The organism is Kribbella steppae, from assembly GCF_004342025.1.
GTDB classification, from domain to species: domain Bacteria; phylum Actinomycetota; class Actinomycetes; order Propionibacteriales; family Kribbellaceae; genus Kribbella; species Kribbella steppae.
The window spans coordinates 247,264-271,014 of sequence record NZ_SLWN01000006.1 but is presented as its reverse complement, the minus strand read 5'-3'; the positions used below and the strand labels follow the sequence as shown (position 1 = coordinate 271,014).

Here is a 23,751-nt window from a genome sequence, read left to right as displayed (position 1 = left end):
GATGCTGTACTTCGTCCGGCGGGTCGGCTTCTTCGTCGCCACCTTGTGGGCGGCGGTGACGCTGAACTTCCTGATCCCGCGGCTGCAGCCGGGTGATCCCGCGCAGGCGCTGCTGGCGCGGCTGCAGGGCAACACGCAGGCGGTCAACCCGGTGCAACTGGCGGCCATCCGGAAGATGCTCGGCACGCAGGACGGGAACCTGCTGTCGCAGTACTGGGACTATCTCGGCGCGATCTGCCGTGGGGAGTTCGGGGTGTCGTACTCGTACTACCCGTACACGGTGACCGACATGATCAGCACCGCGCTGCCGTGGACGCTGGTACTCGTCGGCGTCACCCAGCTGGTGTCCTTCGTGGCCGGGACGCTGCTGGGTGCCTGGGCGGCGTACCGGCGGAACTCACAGGTCGACTCGGTGGTCACGCTCGGGTCGACGTTCCTCGGCACGCTGCCGTTCTTCTGGATCGCGCTGCTGCTGATCTTCGTGTTCGCCATCACGCTGAACTGGTTCCCCGAAGGTGGCGGGTACGGCGGTGGCAGCAGTCCGGGCTGGTCGTGGCTGTTCTTCTCCGACGCGTTCCAGCACAGCGTGCTGCCGGCGGTGGCCCTGCTCATCACCGGACCGGTCGGCTGGATCATCGGCATGCGCAACAACATGGTCCAGACGCTCGGCGAGGACTACGCCCGGCTGGCCCGGGCCAGGGGTCTGCCGCGGCGCCGGATCGCGCTGACCTACGGCGCGCGGATCGCCATCCTGCCGAACGTCACCGGCTTCGCGATCGCGCTCGGCGGGCTGCTCGGCGGCACCGTTCTGGTCGAGACCATCTTCAACTACCCCGGGCTCGGCCGGCTGCTCCTGGAGGCGGTATCGAACAAGGACTACCCGCTGATGCAGGCGTTGTTCCTGTTCACCACGGTCGGCGTCCTGATCGCGAACTTCCTCGCCGACGTGACGTACGGGTTCCTGGATCCCCGAGTCCGACGGTCGGAGGCAGTATGACTGTGTTGAATGCCGCGCCTCCGGCGCGGGGGTCATGGGGCTTTGACTCCCGGCCTTCCCTCGTCGCTCCAGTCGCTTCGCTCCCTCCACTCCTCAGTCCAGGCCGGGAGGCCCCATGACCGCGACATCGGCGAACATCGACACCGAGGGTGTGCGGGTCACCGCACTGGCCGCCGGTAGGTCCAGCAGGCTTCCCGGCTGGTTCGTCATCCTGTGGCGCAACGGCAAGTGCCGGGTGGGCATGCTGATGCTGGCGGCGTTCATCGTGGTCGCCGTACTCGCTCCGGTGATCGCGCCGTACGGACCGCGGGTCGACGAGTTCGCGGGGTCCAGTGGGCCGTCGGCCGCGCACTGGCTGGGAACCACCGCACGTGGTGAGGACGTGTTCTCCCAGCTCGTGTACGGCGCTCGCACCTCGCTCGTGGTCGGGCTGGTGGCCGGCCTCCTGACCACGGTGATCGCGGTGGCCGTCGGCCTCACCGCGGGCTACCTGCAGGGCGTGGTCGACGAGGTGCTGTCGTTCTTCATCAACCTCGCCTTGGTGATCCCGGTGCTGCCGCTGATGATCGTGCTGGCCGGGTACGCGCCGGTGAAGGGCCTCGGGCTGATCATCATCGTGATCACCGTGACCGGGTGGGCGTTCGGCGCCCGGATCAAACGCGCGCAGATCATCACATTGCGGACCAGGGACTACATCACCGCGGCGAAGTTCGCCGGCGACAGTACGGCGCGGATCATCGCCTTCGAGATCGTGCCGAACATGATCTCGCTGATCGTCGTCGGCTTCATGGGCGCCGCGCTCGGCGCGATCGGCGCGGAGGCGGGACTGGCCTTCCTCGGCCTGGGCGACCCACAGACCACCAGTTGGGGCACCATGCTCAACCAGGCCAGCCTCGGCGGAGCGCTGACCACCGGCCAGTGGGCCTGGCTGGTGGCTCCCGGGCTCGTGCTCGCGTTGCTGATCACCTCGTTCACGCTGATCAACTTCGGCATCGACGCACTGAGCAACCCGCATCTGAGGGAGGACTGATATGGCGCTGCTCGAGGTCCGCGACCTGAGTGTCACGTACAGCCCGCGCGACTCCGCCGCCGTCCGGGCGGTGAACCAGGTCAGCTTCGACGTGCACGACGGCGAGTTCGTCGGCCTGCTCGGCGAGTCCGGCTGCGGTAAGTCGACGCTCGGCACCGCCGTACTGCGGCTGCTGGACAAGCCGGCCGCGATCACCGGCGGGACGATCAGGTTCGACGGGCGGGACGTGACGACGACGACCGAGGACGAGCTGCGGTCGCTGCGCTGGGTCGACCTGTCCACCGTCTTCCAGTCGAGTATGAACTCGCTCAACCCGGTGATCACCGTCCGGCGCCAGTTCGCCGACACGTTCGAGGCCCATCCCGATGCCCTGGGCAACGACCTGGACGTCGACGCACGCGCCGCCGAGCTGCTCGAGATGGTGTCGCTCGACCGCTCGGTACTGGGCCGGTTCGCGCACGAGCTCTCGGGCGGTATGAAGCAGCGGGTAGCGCTCGCCCTGGCGCTGGCCCTCGAGCCGCGGTTCGTCCTGCTCGACGAACCGACCACCGGGCTGGACGTCGTGGTGCAACGCGACATCCTCGACCGGCTGCGCGAGTTGCAGGCACGGCTCGGGTTCGCCGTGCTGTTCATCAGCCACGACCTCGGCACGGTGATGGAGCTGGCCGACCGGGTGATGGTGATGTACGCCGGGGAGATCGTCGAGGACCAGCCGGCCGCGCAGATGGTCACGGGCCACCTGCACCCGTACAGTGCCGGCCTGCTCGGCTCGTACGCCGACCCGCGGGACGAGGTCGTCAAGGTCGAGTTCATCCCGGGCCGGCCACCGGACCTGTCGCAGTCGCACGGCGGTTGCCTGTTCCAGCCGCGCTGCCCGGTGGCGGTGGACACCTGCCGGACCGTGCACCCCGAGCTACTCCCCGCGGAGCTCGGCCAGGTCCGGTGCCTGCTCGTCGAGCAGACCGGCGATGCCCGGGCCGTGCTGGAGAAGGCGGCGGAGCTGCGTCACCGCGACCAGGTGTTCGCCGCCGGTCCGTCAATGCGGATCGATGCGGAGCCGGTGCTCGTGGTGGACGGCGTCAGCAAGATCTACAAGACCAGGCGCGGACTGAGCACGACGGTGACCAAGGCGGTGGACGACGTGTCGTTCGCGCTCCGACCAGGTCACGTCACCGCACTGGTCGGCCAGAGCGGTTCCGGCAAGACCACCATCGCTCGCATCCTCACCGGCGTAGAGCGTCCGACATCCGGATCGGTCCGGTTCAAGGACGCGCCGGTCGACCACCTGCGACGCCGGGCGCTGCGGAAGTACCGGCGGCACGTCCAGCTGGTCTTCCAGGACCCGTTCGCCGCCCTCAACCCGACCCGGACTGTGGCGTACGCGCTCAGCCGACCGCTGCAGAACCACGTCGATCTGGACCGCGCCCAGGCCCGGGCACGGGCTGCCGAACTGCTCGAGACCGTCGGGATGAGCCCCGCCGAGCAGTACCTGGACAAGCTGCCGCACCAGCTGTCCGGCGGACAGCGTCAGCGCGTGGTCATCGCGCGGGCGCTGGCCCCCGAGCCCGAGGTGCTCATCGCCGACGAGCCGATCTCGATGCTTGACGTGTCCATCCGCGCCGAGATCATCGCGCTGCTCGACCAACTGGTCCGCGACCGCGGCATCGCCATGCTGTACATCACCCACGACTTGCTCAGCGCGCGGCTGCTCGCCGGCGAGGTGATGGTGCTCAACCAGGGCGTGATGGTGGAGCGGGGCGCGACGCTCGATGTCATCGGCGAGGCCAAGGACCCCTACACACGCAAACTGCTGGCGGCCATCCCCCGCCCGGGCGCCCGGCAGCTCACCTGAACCAGGAGGATCTCAGGACCGGCGGTAGTCGCGCGGCGCTACGCCGAAGTAGGCGCGGAACCGGCGCGACAGGTGGAACTCGTCGGCGAATCCGAGAGTCCGCGCGATCTCCCGGTGGGTCAGGTCAGTCAGCCGCAGCAGCGTGGCCGCCGCCTGCAGCCGACGTACGCTCCGGAACGCGGCCGGGGTCTGGCCGACCTCCGCCGCGAACCGGCGCCGGAACGTGTCGTAGCTCAGCCCCGAGTCGGCGGCCACGGCAGCCAGGTCCGTGCTCGCGGTGAGGTCGTCGGCCAGTCGGCTCATCGCGTCCACAATCTCCATGCTCACCTCGGGATTGTCCGCGGTGTCGTCGGTGTCGATCAGCCAGTCGGCCAGCGCCAGCAACTGATGCTCGGCGACCCGGCGAGTCCGCGGCGGCGAACGCAGTACGGTGCGGAGTGCCTCGATGGAAGGCAGCGGCACCGGGTACCGCGGGCCGGGATCGGCCAGGTGGGCGAGCGAGTCGAACAGCGGTCCGGTGAAGACGACGAACAGCTCGGTCCACCGCTCCCCCGGATCGGTGCCGTACGTGTGTGGGAAGCCGGGTGGCACGATCGTGTGCGCGCCCGGCGTGATCCGCTCTTCCCGCCCGTCGGCGTCGCGATAGTTGCCCTCACCGTCGATCAGTACCGACAGCACGTACGCGTCCATCACCCGCAGCGTCGACGACATGATCGGCTCGTCGTCGAGCACCTCGCCCGCGAGCACCAGCTGACCGAGCCTCGTCACCGGCCCGTCGGCCATCGCTACGACCGTCCGCTCACCCATGCCGGTGACAGTACCCAGCGGACCGCCAAAACGTTCATGTCCGGGTCGCGCGGAGACATTCTCTGCCCGTGGCTGCCGCCCTAGCGTTTCGGTGGAAGGGACAAGCCGATCGACCGGAGGACCGCACGATGACATCGACCACCAACCTGGTCACGCGCGCGCACCTGGACCAGTTCCGCGACGAGGGCTACTTCGTTCTGAACCGAGTGCTCACCGACGAGCAGCTCGAGCTGCTGCGCGGCGGAGCGCAGTACTCGATCGACAAGCTCGACGCCGCGATGGACGCGGCCGGCACCGACATGCTCGGCATCAACCACCGGGGCAAGCGGTACTTCAGCAGCATGATCTACCAGGACCGGCCCGAACTGCGGCAGTTCCTGTTCAGTGACACGATGGCCGAGATCTGCCGGGCGACGCTGGGCGACGACGCGTACTTGTTCTGGGAGCAGTACGTCATCAAGGCCGGCGACCCGGACACGGCGTTCGCCTGGCACCAGGACTCCGGCTACGTCCACGAGGACCACGAGCCCTACCTGACTTGCTGGATCGCCCTCGACGACGTCACCGAGGAGAACGGCTCGGTCTACCTGCTCCCGTACTCGCGGTCCGGCATCAGGTCGTACATCAAGCACATCCGGGACCCCGAGCTCAACGACATGGTCTGCTACTTCGGCTCCGATCCCGGCATCCCGATGACCGCGTCGGCGGGCTCAATCGTGGTCTTCTCCAGCGTCGTCATCCACCGCAGCGGGCCCAACCTCACCGACCGGAACCGGCGCGTGTACATCGCGCAGTACTCCAAGGAGGTCATCCCGGCCAAGGACGGGACGACGGCCCACGGGTCGTTCGACCACTTCCTCGACGGCGGCCGCATCATCGCCGATCGCTGAGCGGTGCAGGCAGTTGGCCCCGGATCGCCTGGTGGGTCGATCCGGGGCCCGGCCGCGACTGCTACCAGATCGTGTAGCCGAAGGTGGTGCTTCCTGACGCCCGCCGCTGTCAGTCGCAGTCACCGTGACCTGATACGAGCCGCGGGTGCTCGGCGTACCCGTAATGACGCCTGCCGAGCTGATCGAGAGACCGGGCGGCAGTCCAGTCGCGCGGAAGGTGATCGGGCGCCCGGTGCTAGAGGTCGCCCGCACCTGGACCGGGAAGCCCTCCCAGCCGACGAACCCGTACTGACTACCCGGGTTCTGCGCTCGTCTGGCGGCGCGCACTGCGGTGGCGGGTCGACAACGTCGGACAGGAAGTCGTCGACGTCATCCATCAAACCTTTGTGGAGTCGACGTCATCCATCAAACCTTTGTGGATGTGTATCGCCAGACCCTCATCGACAATGCGTCGGTCCGGCCCTGGTGGAGCGCGCACCCGGACGCGCATCCGACGGTGCTCGACCCTGGCTAGTCCCTGGGCGCGTACATGATCACGGCGACGCCGACGAGACAGATGGCGGCGCCGAGGAAGTCCCAACGGTCCGGACGGAACTTGTCGACGAGCATGCCCCAGGCGAGCGAGCCGGCCACGAAGATCCCGCCGTACGCGGCCAGGATCCGGCCGAAGTTCGGGTCCGGCTGGAAGGTCGCGACGAAGCCGTAGGCCCCGAGCGCGATCACACCGCCCGCGATCCACCAGATCCCCCGATGCTCCCGCCAACCCTGCCACACCAACCAGGCACCACCGATCTCCGCCAATGCCGCCAACACGAACAGCAGCACCGAACGCAGCACCGTCACAGGCGACCGGCCAGATCGGTAAACGGCAGCGGGCACTCCGGGTCGCCGGCGCAGGCCTCGAGGTCATCGCAGCCGGCGGCGATACCGGCGCGCAGACTCTCGGCAATCACGGTCAGGTCAGCGATCTTGGCTTCCACATCCGCCAGCTTCTCGCGGGCGCGCGCTTGCATTCCGGCTCCCTCGCCGACCCCGTGGCGATGCCTGGCGGCGTCCAGCAGGTTCGACACCTCGGTGAGCGTGAAGCCAAGGCGCTGGGCGGCCTTGATCACGCGCAACGTGGTCACCGCCTCCTCCGGATAGAGCCGATGCCCGCCGAGGCTTCGGTCCGGCTCCTCGATCAGGCCGCGGCGTTCGTAGTACCGGAGAGTCTGGAGGTTGACGCCCGCGGCGGCCGCGACCTGGCCGGAGCGCAGGCGGTCAGCCATGGTCCGCTCGGGCGCTCAGTGCATCCAGTACGGCGGAATGCGCGGGAGGCACGCTGATGCGGAGCCGCACTCGGTCGTCGTCCATCGGTGTGAGCTCGAAGTGGAAGAAGGAGCAGCACTCGGTCTCGCGGGCTGTCAGGTCGGCCGTGATTGCCTCTGCCTCGGCTGCGAGGGTCAGGTCGAGTGTGGTCGGATCGACGCGGGTGACGCTCTTCAGGTGCGCTGCGAACAGCGCGTCGAACTCCGCCACACGCAGCGGCTGCTCGACGGTCGGCAGGATGCAGGCTTCCGGAGCCCAGTTCGTCGTACTCATAGTCCGACGGTAAACCTGTACCCAAGTACAGGATGCAACTATTGGTCGGCCCAGGTGAGCAGGTAGGCGACGGCACCGAAGCGGACGTGGTCGCCGGCGCGGACGCGGACCGGGGTGGTGATGCGCAGGCCGTTCAGGAAGGTGCCGTTCATCGACCCGAGGTCTCGCAGCATCCAGCCGTCGCCGACATGCCGCAGCTCGGCGTGAAACCGGGACACGGAGACATCAGCCATCCGCAGCGTCGCACCCGGGCCACGACCGATCCGGACCGTCGGTGAGCCGTCCGGCGGGAGCGCGAGACCGGGCAGCTGCACCGGTGGCGGTACGACGGCGATCCGCGGCATCCGGGCCAGGATCTCGCGGAACCAACCGGCCACCCGCGGTTCGGGCCGGGGCAGATCGCGGGTCGCGGCGGCGAGCTCACCCCGGCTCTGCGCCCGCAGGACGAAGGTCATCCGCCGGATGAAGGTGTCGTGTGACAACCGGCCCGATCCGGCGCCGTCCCGCAGGATCGCCAGCGCCCGGTCGCGTTCGGCGTCCGACGGACGCGCCCCCTGCACCGGCACCGATGTCATCTCCGCATTGTCAGCGCCACGCCGGGCCACTGTCCACTGGGTCCCGGGGTGGCGGGTTGCGGTCCTGGTCGACGGCCGGTCGGTGGGTGAGAATGACGGGATGCGACTGCCGATCATGCCGCCGGTGAAGCCCATGCTGGCCAAACCCGTCAAGGAGATCCCGCGCGGCGAGCTGAGCTACGAGCCGAAGTGGGACGGATTCCGCTCCATCATCTTCCGGGACGGGGACGAGGTGGAGATCGGCAGCCGGAACGAGAAGCCGATGACCCGGTACTTCCCGGAACTGGTCGAGGCGGTGAAGGCGAACCTGCCCGAGCGCTGCGCGATCGACGGCGAGATCATCGTCATCGGCGAGTCCGGCGACCGGCTCGACTTCGAGGTGCTGCAGCAGCGGATCCACCCCGCCGCGAGCCGGGTGAACATGCTGTCGGAGAAGACGCCGGCCCGGTTCGTCGCGTTCGACCTGCTGGCCCTCGGCGACGACGACTACACGGAGCGCCCGTTCAGCGAACGTCGTACCGCCCTGATCGAAGCCCTCGCCGACGTGCAGGCGCCGATCCACCTCACTCCCGCGACGACCGACCACGCGACCGCCGGGCAGTGGTTCGAGCAGTTCGAAGGCGCCGGCCTCGACGGGCTGATCGCGAAACCGCTCGACGGCATCTACCAGCCGGACAAGCGGGTCATGTTCAAGGTGAAGCCGGAGCGCACCGCAGACTGCGTCGTCGCCGGCTACCGCGTGCACAAGAGCGGGCCGGACCGGATCGGCTCACTCCTGCTCGGGCTCTACAACGAGGAAGGCACGCTGGCCAGCGTCGGCGTGATCGGCGCCTTCCCGCTTGAACGGCGCAAGGAGCTCTTCCAGGACATGCAGCCGCTCGTCACCACCTTCGACGACCACCCGTGGGCGTGGGCGAAGCAGGAGGAGGGCGTGCGTACGCCGCGCAACGCGGAAGGCAGCCGGTGGCAGGCGGGCAAGGACCTGTCGTTCACGCCGCTGCGGCCCGAGTTGGTGGTCGAGGTCCGCTACGACCACATGGAGGGCATCCGGTTCCGGCACACCGCGCAGTTCGTCCGCTGGCGTCCTGACCGTACGCCGGAGTCATGCACCTACGAGCAGCTCGAGGAACCGGTGAAGTTCGACCTGGCCGACGTACTCACCAGCGCCACGAGCTGATGCGGCCGCTCTACCGGCTCTACACCGGGGTACTGCGGCGGCAGTTGGCCGGACTGCCGATGCCGCAGCACGTCGCGATCGTGATGGACGGCAACCGGCGGTGGGCCCGGCAGGCCGGGTACGACGACGTACGCGTGGGACACCGGTTCGGTGCCGAGCACCTGGATCAGTTCCTGGGCTGGTGCGGTGACGTCGGGATCCGATGTGTCACGGCGTGGGTGGCGTCGGCGGACAACATGCGGCGGCGTGACTCGGCCGAGGTCGACTACCTGATGCAGCTCACGGAAACGGTGCTCGCCGACCAGGTACGACGCGATCACCGCTGGCGACTGCATGTCGCCGGGCAGCTGGATCTGTTGCCCTCGTCAACGGCCAATGCACTGAAGGACGCTGTCGAGGCAACCCGGGATCGAGCAGATGCGGGCGATCTGACCATCGCGATCGGGTACAGCGGGCGCGGCGAGGTCGTGGACGCCGTCCGCGGAATGCTGGACGAGGCGGCCATGTCGGGGCAGTCGCTGGCGGACGTCGCGGCAGGGCTGAGCGAGGACGACATCCGGCAGCATCTGTACCTGCCGGACCTGCCTGATCCGGAGCTGGTCATCAGGACCAGTGGTGAGCTGCGGATGTCGGACTTCCTGCTCTGGCAGACGACGCGGTCGGACATCGCGTTCTGTGACCTCTACTGGCCGGCGTTCCGCGAGATCGACCTGCTCCGGGCTCTGCGCACCTACGGACACCGCCGGCTCGACCGCAATCAGTAATCATCAACCCGTTTGACTCGCACCTTGTGTGGATACGTCAACTATTGATGCGAAGAGTTCACCGAACCGAGTTCTCAGGAGGGCGCCAACCGGGGCCGGTGGGGGCATCATGGGGATATACCGACTGGTACGAACCGGAGGTTGCGACATGTACGACGTCGTCCTGCTCGTCGAACAGGAACTGAACGAGCCCGACGCGAAGCGCGTCGTCGAACTGCACCAGGACATGCCCGAGCCGGTCACGTACCACGTGCTCGTGCCGTGCCACAACGCCGAGGCCGGAGTGGAGGCATCCATCAGCGCGCTCGGCACCGCCGACCTCTACGGACCGGGGCTGGCCACCCAGCGCCAGGACCTCGCCGAGGCGCAGAAGGCGATCGACACCGAGGCGAAGGGCTGCACCGGGCGAAGCGTCCAACGGCTGCGCGACCTCGGCCAGAACGCTGAGGGAGGGATCTCCCACGACCGGCCGATCGACGCCCTGATAGCCACCGTCGACATGGTCGACGGCCAGGAGGTCATCATCCTCACCCGACCGCACGTGGTGGCCGAGTTCTTCCACCTCGACTGGACCAACTCCGCTCGCCGCCACCTCGGCGTACCGGTCCTGCACCTGCTGGAGCACGACCCGCAGAAGGCGTCCGCTTCCTGAGCGGCTAGTGCGAGAGCAGTGCGGCGTAGGTGACGCCTGCGACGAGGGAGGCGATCAGCAGCGAGAGGCTGGTTCGCAGGGTGTTGTCGCCCACCTTGCCGTAGTGGCGGCCGTCCTCGGAGTGGTAGGCGAGCTTGTAGCCCGCGAAGCCGGCGGCGAGGACCAAGGCCAGCTTGATCATGGTTCCCTCCCCTGATGCATCACGACCAAAGTACCCCTAGACGCCTGCGGCAGTACCCGACTCGGTGAACTGGGTGTGGTACAGGTCCGCGTACTCACCGTTACGGGCCAGCAGCTGCTCGTGCGTGCCGCGTTCGACGATGTTGCCGTGGTCAACGACCAGGATCAGATCGGCGTTGCGGACCGTGGACAACCGGTGCGCGATCACCAACGACGTACGCCCCTCCAGCGCCGTGTCCAGCGCCCGCTGTACGGCGACCTCCGACTCCGAGTCGAGATGCGCGGTGGCTTCGTCCAGTACGACGATGCGCGGCGCCTTCAGCAACAACCGGGCGATCGCGAGCCGCTGGCGTTCACCGCCGGACAAGCGGTGACCGCGATCACCGACCACCGTGTCGAGACCGTCGGGCAGGGACGACACCAGCTCCCAGATCTGCGCGGACTTGAGCGCCTCGATCATCTCGTCGTCGCCGGCCTCCGGCTTCGCGTAGGCGAGATTCGCCCGGATCGAATCGTGGAACATGTGCGCGTCCTGGGTCACGTACCCGATTGCGTCGTGCAGCGACCGCAACGTCACGTCGCGAACGTCGCTCCCGCCGATCCGGACCGCACCACCGGTGACGTCGTAGAGCCTGGCGACCAAGTTGGTGATGGTGGTCTTGCCCGCGCCGGACGGCCCGACCAGGGCAACCATCTGACCGGGGCGGACGACGAAACTGATGTCCTCGAGCACCTGCGAGGACACTCGCTTGTCCAGCACCGCCACGGACTCCAGGCTCGCCAGCGACACCTGGTCGGCAGTCGGGTAGGCGAACGCCACGTGGTCGAACTCGACACTCGCGGCATCGTCCGGCGCCGGCTGGGCCTCGGGCGCGTCCTTGATCATCGGCTCCAGGTCAAGCACCTCGAAGACCCGCTCGAACGACACCAGCGCGGTCATCACATCGACCCGCACATTCGACAGCGCGGTCAGTGGACCGTAGAGCCGGCCGAGCAGCGCGACCAAGGCCAGCAGCGTCCCGACGGTCAGCACCTCCTCGACGGCCAGGTTGCCGCCCACGCCGTACACGAGCGCCGTTGCCAGCGCGGCGACCAGGGTCAGTGCGGTGAAGAACACCCGGCCGAGCATCGCGATCCGGATGCCGAGGTCGCGTACCCGTCCGGCCCGCTCACCGAAGCCCTCGTTCTCCACCTCGGGCTTGCCGAACAGCGTCACCAGCAGCGCTCCCCCGACACTGAACCGCTCGGTCATCGCGGTCGACATGTCGGCGTTGAGCTGCATCTGCTCCCGCGTCAACGCGGCTAGCCGGCGGCCCAGGATGCGCGCCGGAATCAGGAACACCGGCAGGAGCAGGATCGCCACCAACGTCAACTGCCAGCTCAGCAGGAGCATGGCACCGACCACGAGAATCAGGCTGATGATGTTCGACACCACGCCGGACAGGGTCGAGGTGAACGCCTGCTGCGCACCGATCACGTCGTTGTTCAGCCGGGACACCAGGGCGCCGGTCTGGGTCCGGGTGAAGAACGCGACCGGCATCTGCTGAACGTGCTCGAACACCTTGGTCCGCAGGTCGAAGATCAGCCCTTCTCCGATCCGGGCCGAGAACCAGCGCTGCATCAGGCCGAGTGCGGCCTCGATCACCGCGAGCAGGGCGACCACCAGGGCCAGCGCGGTCACCAGATCGCCGTTCTTCTTCATGATGCCGTCGTCGACGATCTTCTTGAACAGCAGTGGCGAGGCGATCACGAGGAAGGCCGAGACGATCACCAGCAGCAGGAACAGGGTGATGTGCCACCGGAACGGTTTGGCGAACCGGACGATGCGGCGCAACGTGCCCTTCGCCAGCTTCTGCCCGGCGACGGACGCGTCCTGCCGGCGCCAGCCATAGGCGCCCATGCCCATGCCGCCGCCCATCGGCCTCATGCCTGACATCCGGTTCCTCCCCAGCTCTTTCGCGTCAACGTTGACAACACTGTGCCTCGTTCCGAACTTCCCAGCACCAGTGTTGAGCAACCAATGGTTGCATATCGGGCGGGACTGCCGTACTGTCATATGCAACCAAAGGTTGCGGATGACAGGAGATCTGGGATGGGACAGCGGAGCATCGACCGGGAGATCAAGATCGACGCCGCGCCTGAGGTGGTCTACGAGGTCATCAGCACGCCGGAGCACCTGCGCGAGTGGTGGCCGGACGACGCGGAGTTGGAGCCGACGGCGGGTGCCACCGGCACCGTCTCGTTCGGCGAGGCGAAGGTCGTCCCGCTCACGGTGGTCGAGGCGGATCCGCCCAGGCGGTTCTCCTTCCGGTGGACGCACGACGAAGGCGACGTCGCGACGGCGGCCAACTCGCTGCTGGTGACGTTCGACCTGATCCCGTCCGGAGCGGGCACGGTGCTGCGGTTCTCCGAGATCGGCTTCGACGAGTCGGCCCGCAGCGACGAGGAGTACCGCGATCACGTCACCGGCTGGGACTACTTCCTCCCCCGTCTCGTCCCGTACGTCGACCGGCTGGTGTCGACGCCATGAGCGACACCATCGACGACGAACTCTGGTCGGCGGTGGGAGATCCAACCCGGCGGCGGATGCTCGACCTGCTCCTGGCCGACAGCGGTGGTACGGCGACCACCTTGAGCGACCAGTTGCCGGTCACGCGGCAGGCGGTCGCCAAGCACCTCGCCGTACTCGAGAAGGTCGGCCTGGTCCACGTCACGCCCTCGGGGCGGGAACGCCTGTACACCGTGGACGAAGCACAGCTTGCTCGTGCGGTCGCGCAACTGTCGTCGGTCCGGGACGCCTGGGACGGCCGGCTGCAGCGGATCAAGCGGATGGCCGAGGCGATCCAGCAGCGTCGGCAGAGCTGACCCGATAACGAACAACCAACCGTCGGCACACGGATGTGCCGACGCGATCACCCCTGCCCGCTTGCGGGCGCTCGAATCAGAAAGAGGTACAGACCATGAACGACATCCTGCACAGGGTCGGAATCACGGCGTCGCCCGAGGACGTCTACGCAGCGTTGACCACGATCGACGGGCTGGCGGGGTGGTGGACCGAGGACACCCGCGGCGACAGCGCGGTCGGCGGAGTGACCGAGTTCCGCTTCGCCGGCGCACCTGACCCGGCTGGGTTCGACATGTTGGTGCTGGACGCACAGCCGGGCGAACTCGTGCGCTGGGAGGTCGTCGGCGGCCCCGAGGAATGGATCGGCACCAAGATCCGCTTCGAGCTCTTCCGGGCCGACGAGTACACGATCGTCCTGTTCCGGCACGAGGGCTGGAAGGAACCGGTCGAGTTCATGTACCACTGCAGCACCAAGTGGGCGACCTTCCTGATGAGCCTCAAGCGGCTCGTCGAGACCGGCAAGGGCGAGCCCGCTCCGAACGACGTCCGCGTCAGCAACTGGCACTAGGCCGGCGGCCGCCAGCCGGCGGCGACCTGGAGCAAGGCGTCCTCGTCAGCGGGGCTGGAAGGCGCGGCGGTAGGCCAGCGGGGACATGTGCACCCGCCGCGTGAAGTGCTGGCGCAGATTGATCGCGGTGCCGAAACCACAGTGTCTGGCGATGTCCTCGACCGACAGCACTGTGGTTTCCAGCAGCTCCTGGGCGTGACGCACCCGCTGTGTCAGGAGCCATTGCAAGGGCGTCAACCCGGTCTGTTCCCGGAAGCGGCGGTTGAGGGTGCGCGGGCTGATGGCCGCGTGTTGGGCGATGTCGGACAGCGTCAACGGCTCGCCGACGCGGTCACGCAGCCAGCGCATCGTCGGCTCGAGCGAGCCACTGTCGGCGGTGGGCTCCCGGTGAACGATGAACTGCGCCTGGTCCCCGTCTCGCTGCGGCGGGATCACGATATGGCGGGCGGTTTCGGCAGCGACCGCCGCCCCGAAGTCGTTGCGCACCATGTGGATGCACAGGTCGAGGCCGGTCGCCGCCCCGGCCGACGTGAGCACATCGCCGTGATCGACGAACAGCACGGTCGGGTCGACCTCGACCCGGGGGAACCGCCGCGCGAAGTCCCCGGCAGAGGTCCAGTGGGTCGTGGCTCGCCGTCCGTCGAGCAACCCCGCGGCGGCCAGGACGTAAGCGCCGCAGCAGATCGAGGCGATCCTGGCGCCGCGGCCGTGCGCCTGCCGAATGACGTCGACCACTTCAGCTGACGGCACGATGTCCGTACGGGTCCCCGGGACGACCACTGTGTCGGCGGTCAGGGCCTCCGTCAGGTCGTGCGGCGCGGTCAGCCGGAACAGCTCCACGCCGCCGCGGCCGCACACCACGAGGTCAGGTCGCTCCCCACACATGAGCACCTCGTAGAGCGGGGCGCCGAAGACCGCCCCGGCGGGCTTGTCCTGTGAGTGCGCCGTCCCGAACACCTGGCCGGGGATCGCGAGCTCCAACGTCTTCACCCGATCGGCAACAACGACAGCCACACGATGCATGACCAGAATCTACCGACATAGTCATTCTTGCCACGAGCGTCGCGGTTCCGCCAACCCCGCACAGCGCGCGTAGTGCCGGTGTGGGATGAGTGGCCAGAATCTATCGGAGAGCGGCATCCTTGCCACTGTCGGGGAGCGCAGTGCCTGGCGACGATGAAGCGTGCTTGTCCGACTCGTAGTTTCCGTGATCGCCGTCTTGCTGCTCGTCCTCCTCGGCTGGCTCGCCGATCAGCTCACCCGAAGCTCGCCAGCAACTCCTTCAACCGACGCTCCTGAGCCTCCCGCTCGGCCTTCAACTGCTCCTCGTACGGGCGATCCGCGGCACCCAGCAGCAGCGCCTTCGTCTCCCGGATCGCCCCCGGCAGCGGCGCCAGCAACGCCTCGGACAGATCCTTCACCGTGTCGGCCAACTCCTCAGCCGGTACGACGATGTTCGCCAGACCAAGCTCTTTAGCCTCATCCGCCTCGACCCACCGTGAGGTCGCACAGATCTCGAGTGCGCGGGAGTAGCCGACGAGTTGGACGAGCGGTTGGGTTCCGCCCAGATCCGGGACCAAGCCAAGAGCCGGTTCGCGCATGCTGAACCGGGCGTCCGGCGTCACGACCCGCAGGTCACAGGCCAGCGCCAGCTGGAATCCTGCACCGACCGCATGCCCTTGCACCGCGGCGATGCTGACGATTTCCGGGCGTCGCAGCCAGGAGAAGCCGGCCTGGAACGCGGCGATCGTCTCGTGGACCTCGGCAGCAGGTTTGGCCCCGAGCGTGAGCAGCGGCTCCTCGCCGTCGGCGTTCTCACCCATGATGAGCCGCCGGTCGAGTCCGGCCGAGAACGACGGCCCCTCCCCCGACACGACGACCACGCGGACCTCGGGTGGCAGCGTCGTACCGAAGCCCGCCAAGGCCAGCCACATCGCCGGAGTCTGTGCGTTGCGCACCTCCGGCCGGTCCAGCACGACTCGCGCCACCGGACCGTCCACCGTCAACCGCAATCCGAGTTCCTTCATGCCCAGGAACATACGCGAAACGGACCCCGTTTCGACGCGGTCTACATCACCTGTGGAGAAACCCACTCAGGCCAGCGACACCAGGTCGGCGTAGTCGTTGGACCAGAGGTCCTCGACGCCGTCCGGGAGCAGCAGGACCCGCTCCGGCTCGAGCGCCTCGACGGCGCCCTCGTCGTGGGTCACCAGCACGATCGCACCGGTGTACGAGCGAATCGCGTTCAGCACCTCGGCCCGCGAAGCCGGATCCAGGTTGTTCGTCGGCTCGTCCAGCAGCAACACGTTGGCCGCCGATACCACCAGGGTCGCCAGCGCGAGCCGCGTCTTCTCGCCACCGGACAACACCCGGGCCGGCTTGTCCGCGTCGTCCCCGGTGAACAGGAACGAACCGAGCACGCTCCGCGCCTGCGTCTCGTTGAGATCCGGCGCCGCGGTCTTCATGTTCTCCAGGACGGTCCGGTTCACGTCCAGGGTCTCGTGCTCCTGCGCGTAGTACCCGAGCTTGAGCCCGTGCCCGTCGATCACGTCGCCGGTGTCGGACTTCTCGATCCCGGACAGCACCCGCAGCAGCGTGGTCTTCCCGGCACCGTTCAGTCCGAGTACGACGACCCGCGAGCCCCGGTCGATGGCCAGGTCGACGTCGGTGAAGATCTCCAGCGAGCCGTACGACTTGGACAGTTCGCGGGCCATCAGCGGCGTCTTGCCGCACGGCGCCGGCGTCGGGAACGCGATCTTCGCGACGCGATCGGTCTTGCGCTCGCCCTCGAGCTCGGACATCAGCCGCTCGGCCCGCCGCAACATCTGCTGGGCCGCGGCCGCCTTGGTCGCCTTGGCGCGCATCTTGTTCGCCTGGTCGACCAGCTGGCCGGCCTTCTTCTCCGCGTTCGCCCGCTCCCGCTTGCGGCGCCGCTCGTCGGTCTCCCGCTGGGTCAGGTACGCCTTCCAGCCGACGTTGTAGACGTCGATCTCGGCCCTGTTCGCGTCCAGGTGGAAGACCCGGGTGACGGTCTCCTCGAGCAGGTTCACGTCGTGGCTGATCATGATCACGCCACCGCCGTACGACTTGAGGAAGTCGCGCAGCCAGACGATCGAGTCGGCATCGAGGTGGTTGGTCGGCTCGTCCAGCAGCAGCGTCTCCGCCTGCGAGAACAGGATCCGGGCCAGCTCGACGCGGCGGCGCTGACCACCGGACAGCGTGTTCAGTGGTTGCCCCAGCACCCGGTCCGGCAGTCCGAGGTTCGCCGCGATCCGGGCCGCCTCCGCCTCGGCCGCGTAGCCCCCGGCGGCGTGCAGATCCGCCTCGGCCCGCTCATACCGCCGCATACCCTTCGCGCGGGTCTTCTCGTCCGCGCTGGCCATCGACTTCTCGGCGCTGCGCATCCGCCGGACGACCTCGTCCAGACCGCGGGCGGACAGGATCCGATCCCGTGCCAGTACTTCGAGGTCGCCCGTGCGCGGGTCCTGCGGGAGATAGCCGATGTCGCCGGAGGAGTTGACCGAGCCGCTCGCCGGCAGGCCCTCGCCGGCCAGGATCTTGGTCAGCGTGGTCTTGCCGGCGCCGTTCCGGCCGACCAGACCCACCTTGTCGCCCGGCCCGACCCGGAACGAAGCAGGTGCGAGCAACTGACGGGCGCCCACACGGACCTCGAGGTTGGAGACAGTGATCATCGCGGGGCAGGCGTCCTAAGGCTCGAGGGGCGGTCGGGGTCGGTCTGTGGCGGGTCGGCAGCACTGCGTCACGACACGGCAGGAATCCCCGCACCGAGGTCTAGTCTATGTGCTCCGATGTCCTGCCCGTCCCGAAGGATGGGGATTCCGACGACTCCGCGGAGGCAGCGTGTTGAGGTCGACGCTACGACGAGACCCGTACGGGCGTCTCTCGGCGTGCGCTGACGGCCCGTCCGCAGACGTATCGACTACGCCCACGCTGTTCCAGCAACGTGGCCCGCTGCATGAGGGTCGGGTACCTGCGGAACTGAGACATGCCGCCTACCCAATCACTCGGGACCGACAGTCCCCAGTCTCCGAAGGGAGGGAGTCGCGGTTCCTCCCCACCCTGAACAACGGGGCTACCCCGCGACAACTCAGGTGAAATTCAATCCGGATGCGGATCTCGACACCAGTGGGGTCGAGGACACCCGCGGTAGTGGCGGCGGCGGATTGCGGCCTGGCGGCATGATCCCGATCGGTGGCGGGATCGGCGGCATCATCCTGCTCGTGGTGATCCTGCTGCTGAACGGCGTACCCGGCGGTGACGGGGGCAGCGAGGAGCCGACGGTACGCAACACCGCGGCCGGCAACCTGGACTCGTGCAAGAAGGGCACAGACCTGCAGAACAACCCGGACTGCCGGTTCGTCTTCTACCAGAACTCGATCGAGGGGTTCTGGGCCGCCGAGCTGCCGCGCCGGGGCAAGAAGTACACCCGGGCACCGATGCGGGTCTTCGACGGCTCGGTCAACACCGCCTGCGGACCGGCGACCAGCGCGGTCGGGCCGTTCTACTGCCCGGGCGACAAGCGCGTGTACCTGGACATCGGGTTCTTCCAGACGCTGCAGACCGAGCTGGGCGCCAAGGGCGGCAACTTCGCCGAGGCGTACGTCGTGGCGCACGAGTACGGCCACCACATCCAGAACCTCTACGGCATCCTCGGCCGGATCAAGACCCGCAACGGGCCGACATCAGACGCGGTCCGCTCCGAACTCCAGGCCGACTGTCTGGCCGGGATCTGGACCAACCACGCCACCACCGTCCCGGACAAGGACGGCGACACCTTCATCAGCGGCCTCACCGAGGACGACATCGCCCGCGGTCTCGACGCCGCCGCGGCGGTCGGTGACGACCGCATCCAGGAGAAGACCCAGGGCCAGGTCAACCCGGAAAGCTTCAGCCACGGCACCGCCGAGCAACGCATGAGGTGGTTCAAGACCGGCATGGACTCCGGCGACATGACCGCCTGCGACACCTGGTCCGCCGACGCTCTCTAGTCAGTACGACGAACCGCCCTGTACTCCGGTGATCCGGCGTTCAGGGCGGTTTCGTTCGGCGGGTCAGGCGACTGCCGCCGGGCGGTGGTAGCCCGGCAGGAGTTCGTCGACCAGGGCGTCCGTCTCGGCTTCGGGGCCGCGGGGGCCGCCGTGGCGGGTCAGGGCGGCGTACATCTGGCTGGCCACGTTCGTGACGTCGGCCGACGTACCGAAGTGGGAGGCCAGGCGGAGGGTGGCTCGCCACAGTTCCTCCGAGGCCGGCGAGAAGCTGAGGCCGGTCTGGAGAGCCGTGCGGGCCAGGCCGCCGTCGTTGTGGCTGAGCGAAGCCTCCGCCAGCTTGAGCGCGGCGTCGACGACCGCCTCCGCCATCCGGCGCTCGATACCCGAGGCGGCGAGCCACGAGTACCGGCCGGCCGGCAGGTTCGACCAGGCGGGGCCGTGCACCAGGCTCAGCGCCGTCGACAGCGGCCCGCGCGGGTCGTCCATCATCGTCGCCTGCTTGGCCAGCGTCCGGAACACGTCCCAGTCGACCCGGACCACGCTGCGGTTCAGCATCCAGCGGCCGGACTCGTCGGCGTACATCGCGTCGACACCGACCCAGCGGCGGGTGTGCTCGAGCGCCGAGTCCCGCAGCTCCTCGCTGATACCGCGCGGCCAGATCGCACCTGCGAGCACGTTCGGGTGGACGCCGTAGTCCTGGCTGGCCAGGAACGCGATGATCTCGGTCGACAGCTGGATCCGGCCGTCGTCGATGCCGCCGCGGGCGTCCACCTCGACCGGCCCGAGCAGGTCCACCTCGACCGGCGCGGGCAGGCTGAGATCCGTGGTGGAGAACTCGTACGCCGGCATGTCCTGCTCGGCCCGGCGCTTGTCCAGCGAGTCGGACTCGGCCGCCTCGAACAGCGCGACCAGGTCGGCGAACTGTGCCGGATTGATGCTGTGGGCATCGACCTCGAGCCCGAGCAGCCGGCAGACGGCCTGGTTCTTCTCGTCCACCACGAACCGCCACGGCGAGCTGATCACGTCGCCGACCACGACCACGGCGATGGTGCGCCGGTGGTCCGCGGCCAGCCGGTTCAGCTGGTCCTGCTCCTCCGGCGACGGCGGCGCGGACATGAAGATGATCTCCGCACCCCACAACGCCGCGTCCGGGTAGGCCATCCGGGCCTCGGCCACCGAGCCCACGTTGCGCCGCCCACAGGCTTGCACCTGCGCCTCGGTACGACGAGTGACCTGGGCGATCGCGTCGTCGAGCCGGACCCAGTAGCTCAACCGGGACGGCGCCAGCGAGGACAGGTCGTCGCCGAACCCGACCATGCTGACGTGCGCACCCTCCGACCACAGGTTGGTCGCCAGCTCGACCGCGAGCGAACCGACCACGTCACGGGACGGGTTGTTCACACCGCCGAAGCTGACGATCCCGTTCGCGGTGTCCAGGTCGACCAGGACGGTCGCGCCGTCGGCGTTCCGCCCGAGGGTGACCAGGGTCGGGTACGGCGCCGGCGCGGTGACCTCACCAGTGGGCGCGTACGCCCGGCGGAGCGTCCAACGGGTGCCGTCAGCAATGATCTGCCACGGCGCGGGCGGCGGGGTCTGCGCCTCGTACGGGTCGAGCACGAGGGTGAGCGCGCGGTCCGTCACCAGCGCGGCGACGACCTTCGGCATCGGCCGGTTCGCCTGAGTCATGTCGGCACCGAGCTGCCGCAGCGCGTTATCGACGAACTGAGCGGTCGGGACGTCCGACGCGAGCCGCAGACCGATCTCGGTCTGCCGGTGCCCGGCCGCCTTCGGACCGGGGCCCTGCGCCCAACCGCGGCGCCGCTTCAGCGCCAGCGCGAGACCGGCCGCGAGCAGGGTGGCACCGAAGCCGTAGATCCCGGCCTGGGTCGCGTCGAAGCCGTCATCGACCGCGACCTGCACCGGCTCAGGCACCTTGGTGCCGCCGGCTGCCGGGTCGCCCGGCTCGGACTGCGTCGTACCAGGAACGTGCGGAGCGACCGAGATGCCCGGCTCGCCCGGCTTCACGGTTTTCGCCCCCGGGTCCTTGGTCGCGCTGCCGATGCTGATCGACGAACCCGCCTCGGTGCCCTGCTCGGACCAGCGGCTGCCCGGACCCGGCTGGGTCTTGGTGCCGGACGTCGTACCCGTGCCGGTGGTGGTCTTGGTACCCGTCGAGGTCGAGGTCTTGGTACCGGTCGACGTCGTCGATTTGGTGCCCTGGCTGACCGTCGTACCGGTGGTGGTGTGGTCGATCTTCACCCGGACCGTGTGCACCCCGGCGCCCTTGGCGTCGGCGGGCAGGCGGACCTGCCAGCCCGGCAGGATGAGGTCCGGGTTGGTCAGCCGGCGGCCGTCGGGCTGCAGCTTGTTCTTGTTGAGCTCGTAGATCTCCTTGTAGCGGCGACCCTCACCCAGGTAGCGCTCGGCGATGTCCCACAGGCAGTCGTAGTTGCGGCCCTGCGGCGGGCGGACCTCGGTGTACTTGATCACCTGGCCCTTGTCGTCGCTGTTGGTCCGTACGCCGGTGTGCGTGGTCTTGGCCTGGTTGCCGCTGAGAACCGAACTGCGCGCCTCCGTCTGCCGGAAGGTGTCGCGCGAGCCCTGGTCACCGTCCTGCGTCGCCGTCGCGACCGTCGGAGTGCCGGTGTGCGTGGTGGTCACCGCGTTCGCGACCGGCAGGCTGACACTCGCGGCCGCACCGATCAGGACGACGGTGGAGATCAACCGGCGGGCGAGGCTCTGCGAGCCGCCGCCGAGTGGGATGCGTGGCGACAGACCATGGCCGCGGATCTCGGCCACCGCCTCCGCGATCAGGCAGATGACGAAGTGCAGCCACGCGATCCAGATGACGACCGCGATGATGCCGAGAACGGTCTCGACGCTCAGCTCGCTGAACAGTACGTCGCGACTCGGCATCTGCTCCGGCCACGGCGTACCGAAGAACCGCAGCAGCACGTACGGAACACCGCCGACGATCGCCAGGACCGCGAGCAGCGCGACAAAGCCCTTCAGCCGGTCCGCGCCCGGACTCCCCGACCGCCGCTGCGGCAACCGCGCCGCCCGCACCGGCTCATTCGTCTTCACCATCGTGGTCCCTCCAGGTCCCCACCGTTACCCACCGATCGCCTGCGCTTCCTGCACAGGCAACCGCTGTACCGCATGGACGTTGGCCTTGCCGATCGGCTCCCAACCGCCCTGCTGTCCGACCCAGTACGAGACTTCCCAGGTGATCGTCAGCTTCACCGTGTACATACCGTCCGGCTGGTTGGCACTGGACCGCTCGTACGTGTGCTTGCAGGTGCTCATCTGGTTGAACGGGTCCTTCGTCTCGTCGTACCCGTCCGCATCGTCGACCGGCGTCGCGCCCATCAGGCAGGTGAACGGCTTCGTCCCGTCACCTGGATCGACCTTCATCTCCACGACCATGCCTCGCATGGTCAGGTTGTGGGTGGGGTCGTAGAACCCGCTGTCCAGCTCACCCTTCGTCGGGTCGTTCTGCAGCACCATCGAACTCTCGGCGGTGAGCGAGAAGAAGGCAGGCACGTTGACCCGCGGCGTGAACGTCGGCTTGACCTGCAGCGCCGGCGGCGGGTAGTTGCTCTCGAAGCGCCACCAGAACTGCTCCATGTAGTCCGGGAACGGGCACTGGTTGCGCTCGGCCTCGTTCACCGGGATGTACGCGCGCTCGAGGTGCGCGGCGGCGCCACCGTTGTAGGTGTTCAGGTTGTAGTCCGTGATCGTGATCCGGAGCACCCAGGTCTTGCCCTCCGGCGCCTGGGGCAGGTGGATCCCCTTCGGGATCTCGAAGTCGCGACACGGGATGAAGGGCCGGCCGTTGAGCTTCTGCCGCCAGGTCTGCGGAGGCGGCCCGTCACCCGGGATGTAGTACTTGCCCGAGCTGCAGTAGGCACCGAAGCCGATCGAGTTGACGTACATGCTGCAGACCCTGTTGCCGCTGTGGATCGTGTCGGCGGCGGCCGTCGTGGCGGGGACGGCCATCAGCAGTGCGAGTACGGCGCCCAGGACCACCAGTCCACGGCCCACTCGGTTGCGCATCCTCACTCCCCAGACTCGTCTAGGCGCAGATTATCTTCGACCAGGGGCATCATGCCCGTTGCTCTCTGCCTCGTCACCTTTTCGGAATGTGCAAAATCCAGTTTTGATCTAGGCCGGATAGCGCACCCGCGCGCACGTGACCCCCTTCGACGACGCCAGCTTGTACGGCAGCCACCCGACGCCGGTCTTGATCATGTCGATGACCTGCGGTGAGCCGCTCGGCGCCGGCACTGTCCAGGCCTTCGCCTTCGGATCCCAGTACTGCGTGGTCTGCGAGCGGCAGGTCTTGACCCGGACCGTTCCGTTCGACTGGCTCTGGACCCCGAGGACGACCACGCTGCCCGGCGGGCGCATGACCCAGCCGTTGCGCTGGGCATCCTTGATCGCCTGTGACGTGTCCGCGTAGAAGAACGACGGGAACGACTTCTTCAGGATGCTGTCGTCGCGGGCAACCAAGGCCTGGAAGTACAGCGGGTAGCTCTGCACGAGGCCTTGGACGGCCGGGTTCGAGCTGTAGTTCCCAGGAACGACGACGACCTGCGCTTTGGGCGGAGCTGCCGTGGTGGTGTTCGTCGGCTCGGACGGCGCTGCTGTCGGTGTGGTGGCCCCGGCGGTCGGAGTGCTGGACGTGCTGGTGCTCGTGCTGGGGTCGCCGGAGCCGTCGACCGGAACCGGACGGCCGCCGTCGGTGGAGTTGCCGCCACCGCAGCCGGTCAGCAGGAGAGCACCGGCCAGCACGGCTGCGGGGAGGGCGAGGCTTCGCACGGG

The 23,751-nt window shown here is 68.3% G+C and carries 24 protein-coding genes and 1 pseudogene; 11 read left to right on the top strand and 14 right to left on the bottom strand.

The genetic code is table 11. The features are described 5' to 3' along the window. Position 1: 1 nt before the first annotated feature. The 3 genes from EV652_RS18945 to EV652_RS18935 all read left to right on the top strand — a co-directional run bounded on the left by EV652_RS18945 (position 2) and on the right by EV652_RS18935 (position 3,879). Complete coding sequence (locus tag EV652_RS18945) at positions 2–997, top strand: ABC transporter permease (protein ID WP_132210479.1); 996 nt, start codon at positions 2–4, stop codon at positions 995–997. 115 nt (positions 998–1,112) lie between these two features. Then, positions 1,113–2,027 (top strand): ABC transporter permease, encoded by a 915-nt coding sequence (locus tag EV652_RS18940; protein ID WP_132210478.1) that lies wholly within the window; start codon positions 1,113–1,115, stop codon positions 2,025–2,027. Position 2,028: 1 nt separating this feature from the next. Next, positions 2,029–3,879, top strand: a complete 1,851-nt coding sequence (locus tag EV652_RS18935) for an ABC transporter ATP-binding protein (RefSeq protein ID WP_132210477.1) — start codon at positions 2,029–2,031, stop codon at positions 3,877–3,879. A 12-nt stretch (positions 3,880–3,891) separates the two neighbouring features. Here the strand turns inward: EV652_RS18935 and EV652_RS18930 are convergent, their stop codons facing one another. Beyond that, positions 3,892–4,686, bottom strand: coding sequence for a helix-turn-helix transcriptional regulator (locus EV652_RS18930; RefSeq protein ID WP_158441191.1), 795 nt, complete (start codon positions 4,684–4,686; stop codon positions 3,892–3,894). Positions 4,687–4,814: 128 nt separating this feature from the next. Between EV652_RS18930 and EV652_RS18925 the strand changes: the two genes are divergently transcribed. Continuing rightward, entirely contained in the window at positions 4,815–5,576 is a 762-nt protein-coding gene (locus EV652_RS18925) for a phytanoyl-CoA dioxygenase family protein (protein WP_132210475.1), read from the top strand. 153 nt (positions 5,577–5,729) lie between these two features. Here the strand turns inward: EV652_RS18925 and EV652_RS45330 are convergent. The 5 genes and pseudogenes from EV652_RS45330 to EV652_RS18900 form a co-directional block, all read right to left on the bottom strand. Further along, positions 5,730–5,828, bottom strand: a pseudogene (locus tag EV652_RS45330) (putative Ig domain-containing protein); the annotation flags it as partial. Positions 5,829–6,086: 258 nt separating this feature from the next. Beyond that, positions 6,087–6,419 (bottom strand): YnfA family protein, encoded by a 333-nt coding sequence (locus tag EV652_RS18915; protein ID WP_132210474.1) that lies wholly within the window; start codon positions 6,417–6,419, stop codon positions 6,087–6,089. After that, positions 6,416–6,844, bottom strand: coding sequence for a MerR family transcriptional regulator (locus tag EV652_RS18910; protein ID WP_132210473.1), 429 nt, complete (start codon positions 6,842–6,844; stop codon positions 6,416–6,418). The genes EV652_RS18915 and EV652_RS18910 overlap by 4 nt, the downstream gene beginning before the upstream one ends. Continuing rightward, positions 6,837–7,157, bottom strand: coding sequence for a hypothetical protein (locus EV652_RS18905; protein ID WP_132210472.1), 321 nt, complete (start codon positions 7,155–7,157; stop codon positions 6,837–6,839). Before EV652_RS18905 ends, EV652_RS18910 begins: the two co-directional genes overlap by 8 nt. 38 nt (positions 7,158–7,195) lie before the next feature. Continuing rightward, complete coding sequence (locus tag EV652_RS18900) at positions 7,196–7,732, bottom strand: FHA domain-containing protein (RefSeq protein ID WP_132210471.1); 537 nt, start codon at positions 7,730–7,732, stop codon at positions 7,196–7,198. A 100-nt stretch (positions 7,733–7,832) separates the two neighbouring features. Between EV652_RS18900 and EV652_RS18895 the strand changes: the two genes are divergently transcribed. The 3 genes from EV652_RS18895 (at position 7,833) to EV652_RS18885 (ending at position 10,325) form a co-directional block, all read left to right on the top strand. Then, positions 7,833–8,909, top strand: coding sequence for an ATP-dependent DNA ligase (locus tag EV652_RS18895; protein ID WP_132210470.1), 1,077 nt, complete (start codon positions 7,833–7,835; stop codon positions 8,907–8,909). Next, positions 8,909–9,673 carry a polyprenyl diphosphate synthase gene (gene uppS / locus EV652_RS18890; RefSeq protein WP_132210469.1) on the top strand — a complete coding sequence of 255 codons (765 nt, stop codon included), beginning with the start codon at positions 8,909–8,911 and terminating at the stop codon, positions 9,671–9,673. The genes EV652_RS18895 and uppS overlap by 1 nt, the downstream gene beginning before the upstream one ends. A 148-nt stretch (positions 9,674–9,821) precedes the next feature. Beyond that, positions 9,822–10,325 carry a hypothetical protein gene (locus EV652_RS18885; protein ID WP_132210468.1) on the top strand — a complete coding sequence of 168 codons (504 nt, stop codon included), beginning with the start codon at positions 9,822–9,824 and terminating at the stop codon, positions 10,323–10,325. 4 nt (positions 10,326–10,329) lie between these two features. Here EV652_RS18885 and EV652_RS44085 read toward each other — a convergent pair whose 3' ends face one another. After that, entirely contained in the window at positions 10,330–10,506 is a 177-nt protein-coding gene (locus EV652_RS44085; protein ID WP_158441189.1) for a hypothetical protein, read from the bottom strand. A gap of 36 nt (positions 10,507–10,542) precedes the next feature. Further along, the gene (locus EV652_RS18880; RefSeq protein ID WP_132210467.1) at positions 10,543–12,441 is read right to left on the bottom strand and encodes an ABC transporter ATP-binding protein; all 1,899 of its coding nucleotides are present in this window, start codon (positions 12,439–12,441) and stop codon (positions 10,543–10,545) included. Between the two features lie 156 nt (positions 12,442–12,597). Between EV652_RS18880 and EV652_RS18875 the strand changes: the two genes are divergently transcribed. The 3 genes from EV652_RS18875 to EV652_RS18865 all read left to right on the top strand — a co-directional run bounded on the left by EV652_RS18875 (position 12,598) and on the right by EV652_RS18865 (position 13,918). After that, on the top strand, positions 12,598–13,035 hold the full coding sequence (locus tag EV652_RS18875) for an SRPBCC family protein (RefSeq protein ID WP_132210466.1): 438 nt from the start codon (positions 12,598–12,600) through the stop codon (positions 13,033–13,035). Further along, positions 13,032–13,370, top strand: coding sequence for an ArsR/SmtB family transcription factor (locus EV652_RS18870; protein WP_132210465.1), 339 nt, complete (start codon positions 13,032–13,034; stop codon positions 13,368–13,370). Before EV652_RS18875 ends, EV652_RS18870 begins: the two co-directional genes overlap by 4 nt. Before the next feature lie 95 nt (positions 13,371–13,465). Then, the gene (locus tag EV652_RS18865) at positions 13,466–13,918 is read left to right on the top strand and encodes an SRPBCC family protein (protein ID WP_132210464.1); all 453 of its coding nucleotides are present in this window, start codon (positions 13,466–13,468) and stop codon (positions 13,916–13,918) included. A 45-nt stretch (positions 13,919–13,963) separates the two neighbouring features. Here the strand turns inward: EV652_RS18865 and EV652_RS18860 are convergent, their stop codons facing one another. The 3 genes from EV652_RS18860 to abc-f form a co-directional block, all read right to left on the bottom strand. After that, complete coding sequence (locus tag EV652_RS18860; RefSeq protein ID WP_132210463.1) at positions 13,964–14,941, bottom strand: GlxA family transcriptional regulator; 978 nt, start codon at positions 14,939–14,941, stop codon at positions 13,964–13,966. 233 nt (positions 14,942–15,174) lie between these two features. After that, the gene (locus EV652_RS18855) at positions 15,175–15,945 is read right to left on the bottom strand and encodes an enoyl-CoA hydratase/isomerase family protein (RefSeq protein WP_242001853.1); all 771 of its coding nucleotides are present in this window, start codon (positions 15,943–15,945) and stop codon (positions 15,175–15,177) included. 66 nt (positions 15,946–16,011) lie between these two features. Next, positions 16,012–17,610 (bottom strand): ribosomal protection-like ABC-F family protein, encoded by a 1,599-nt coding sequence (abc-f, locus tag EV652_RS18850; RefSeq protein WP_132210461.1) that lies wholly within the window; start codon positions 17,608–17,610, stop codon positions 16,012–16,014. A gap of 420 nt (positions 17,611–18,030) precedes the next feature. On the opposite strand from abc-f, the gene ypfJ reads away from it, so the two are divergent. Further along, entirely contained in the window at positions 18,031–18,927 is an 897-nt protein-coding gene (gene ypfJ, locus EV652_RS18845; RefSeq protein ID WP_132210460.1) for a KPN_02809 family neutral zinc metallopeptidase, read from the top strand. Positions 18,928–18,990: 63 nt separating this feature from the next. Here ypfJ and EV652_RS18840 read toward each other — a convergent pair whose 3' ends face one another. The 3 genes from EV652_RS18840 to EV652_RS18830 all read right to left on the bottom strand — a co-directional run bounded on the left by EV652_RS18840 (position 18,991) and on the right by EV652_RS18830 (position 23,748). Further along, entirely contained in the window at positions 18,991–22,014 is a 3,024-nt protein-coding gene (locus tag EV652_RS18840) for an AfsR/SARP family transcriptional regulator (protein WP_132210459.1), read from the bottom strand. A gap of 24 nt (positions 22,015–22,038) precedes the next feature. Further along, positions 22,039–22,983: a hypothetical protein gene (locus EV652_RS18835; RefSeq protein ID WP_132210458.1), complete on the bottom strand. Its 945-nt coding sequence runs from the start codon at positions 22,981–22,983 to the stop codon at positions 22,039–22,041. Positions 22,984–23,091: 108 nt separating this feature from the next. After that, positions 23,092–23,748, bottom strand: a complete 657-nt coding sequence (locus EV652_RS18830) for a hypothetical protein (protein ID WP_242001852.1) — start codon at positions 23,746–23,748, stop codon at positions 23,092–23,094. Positions 23,749–23,751 lie beyond the last annotated feature (3 nt).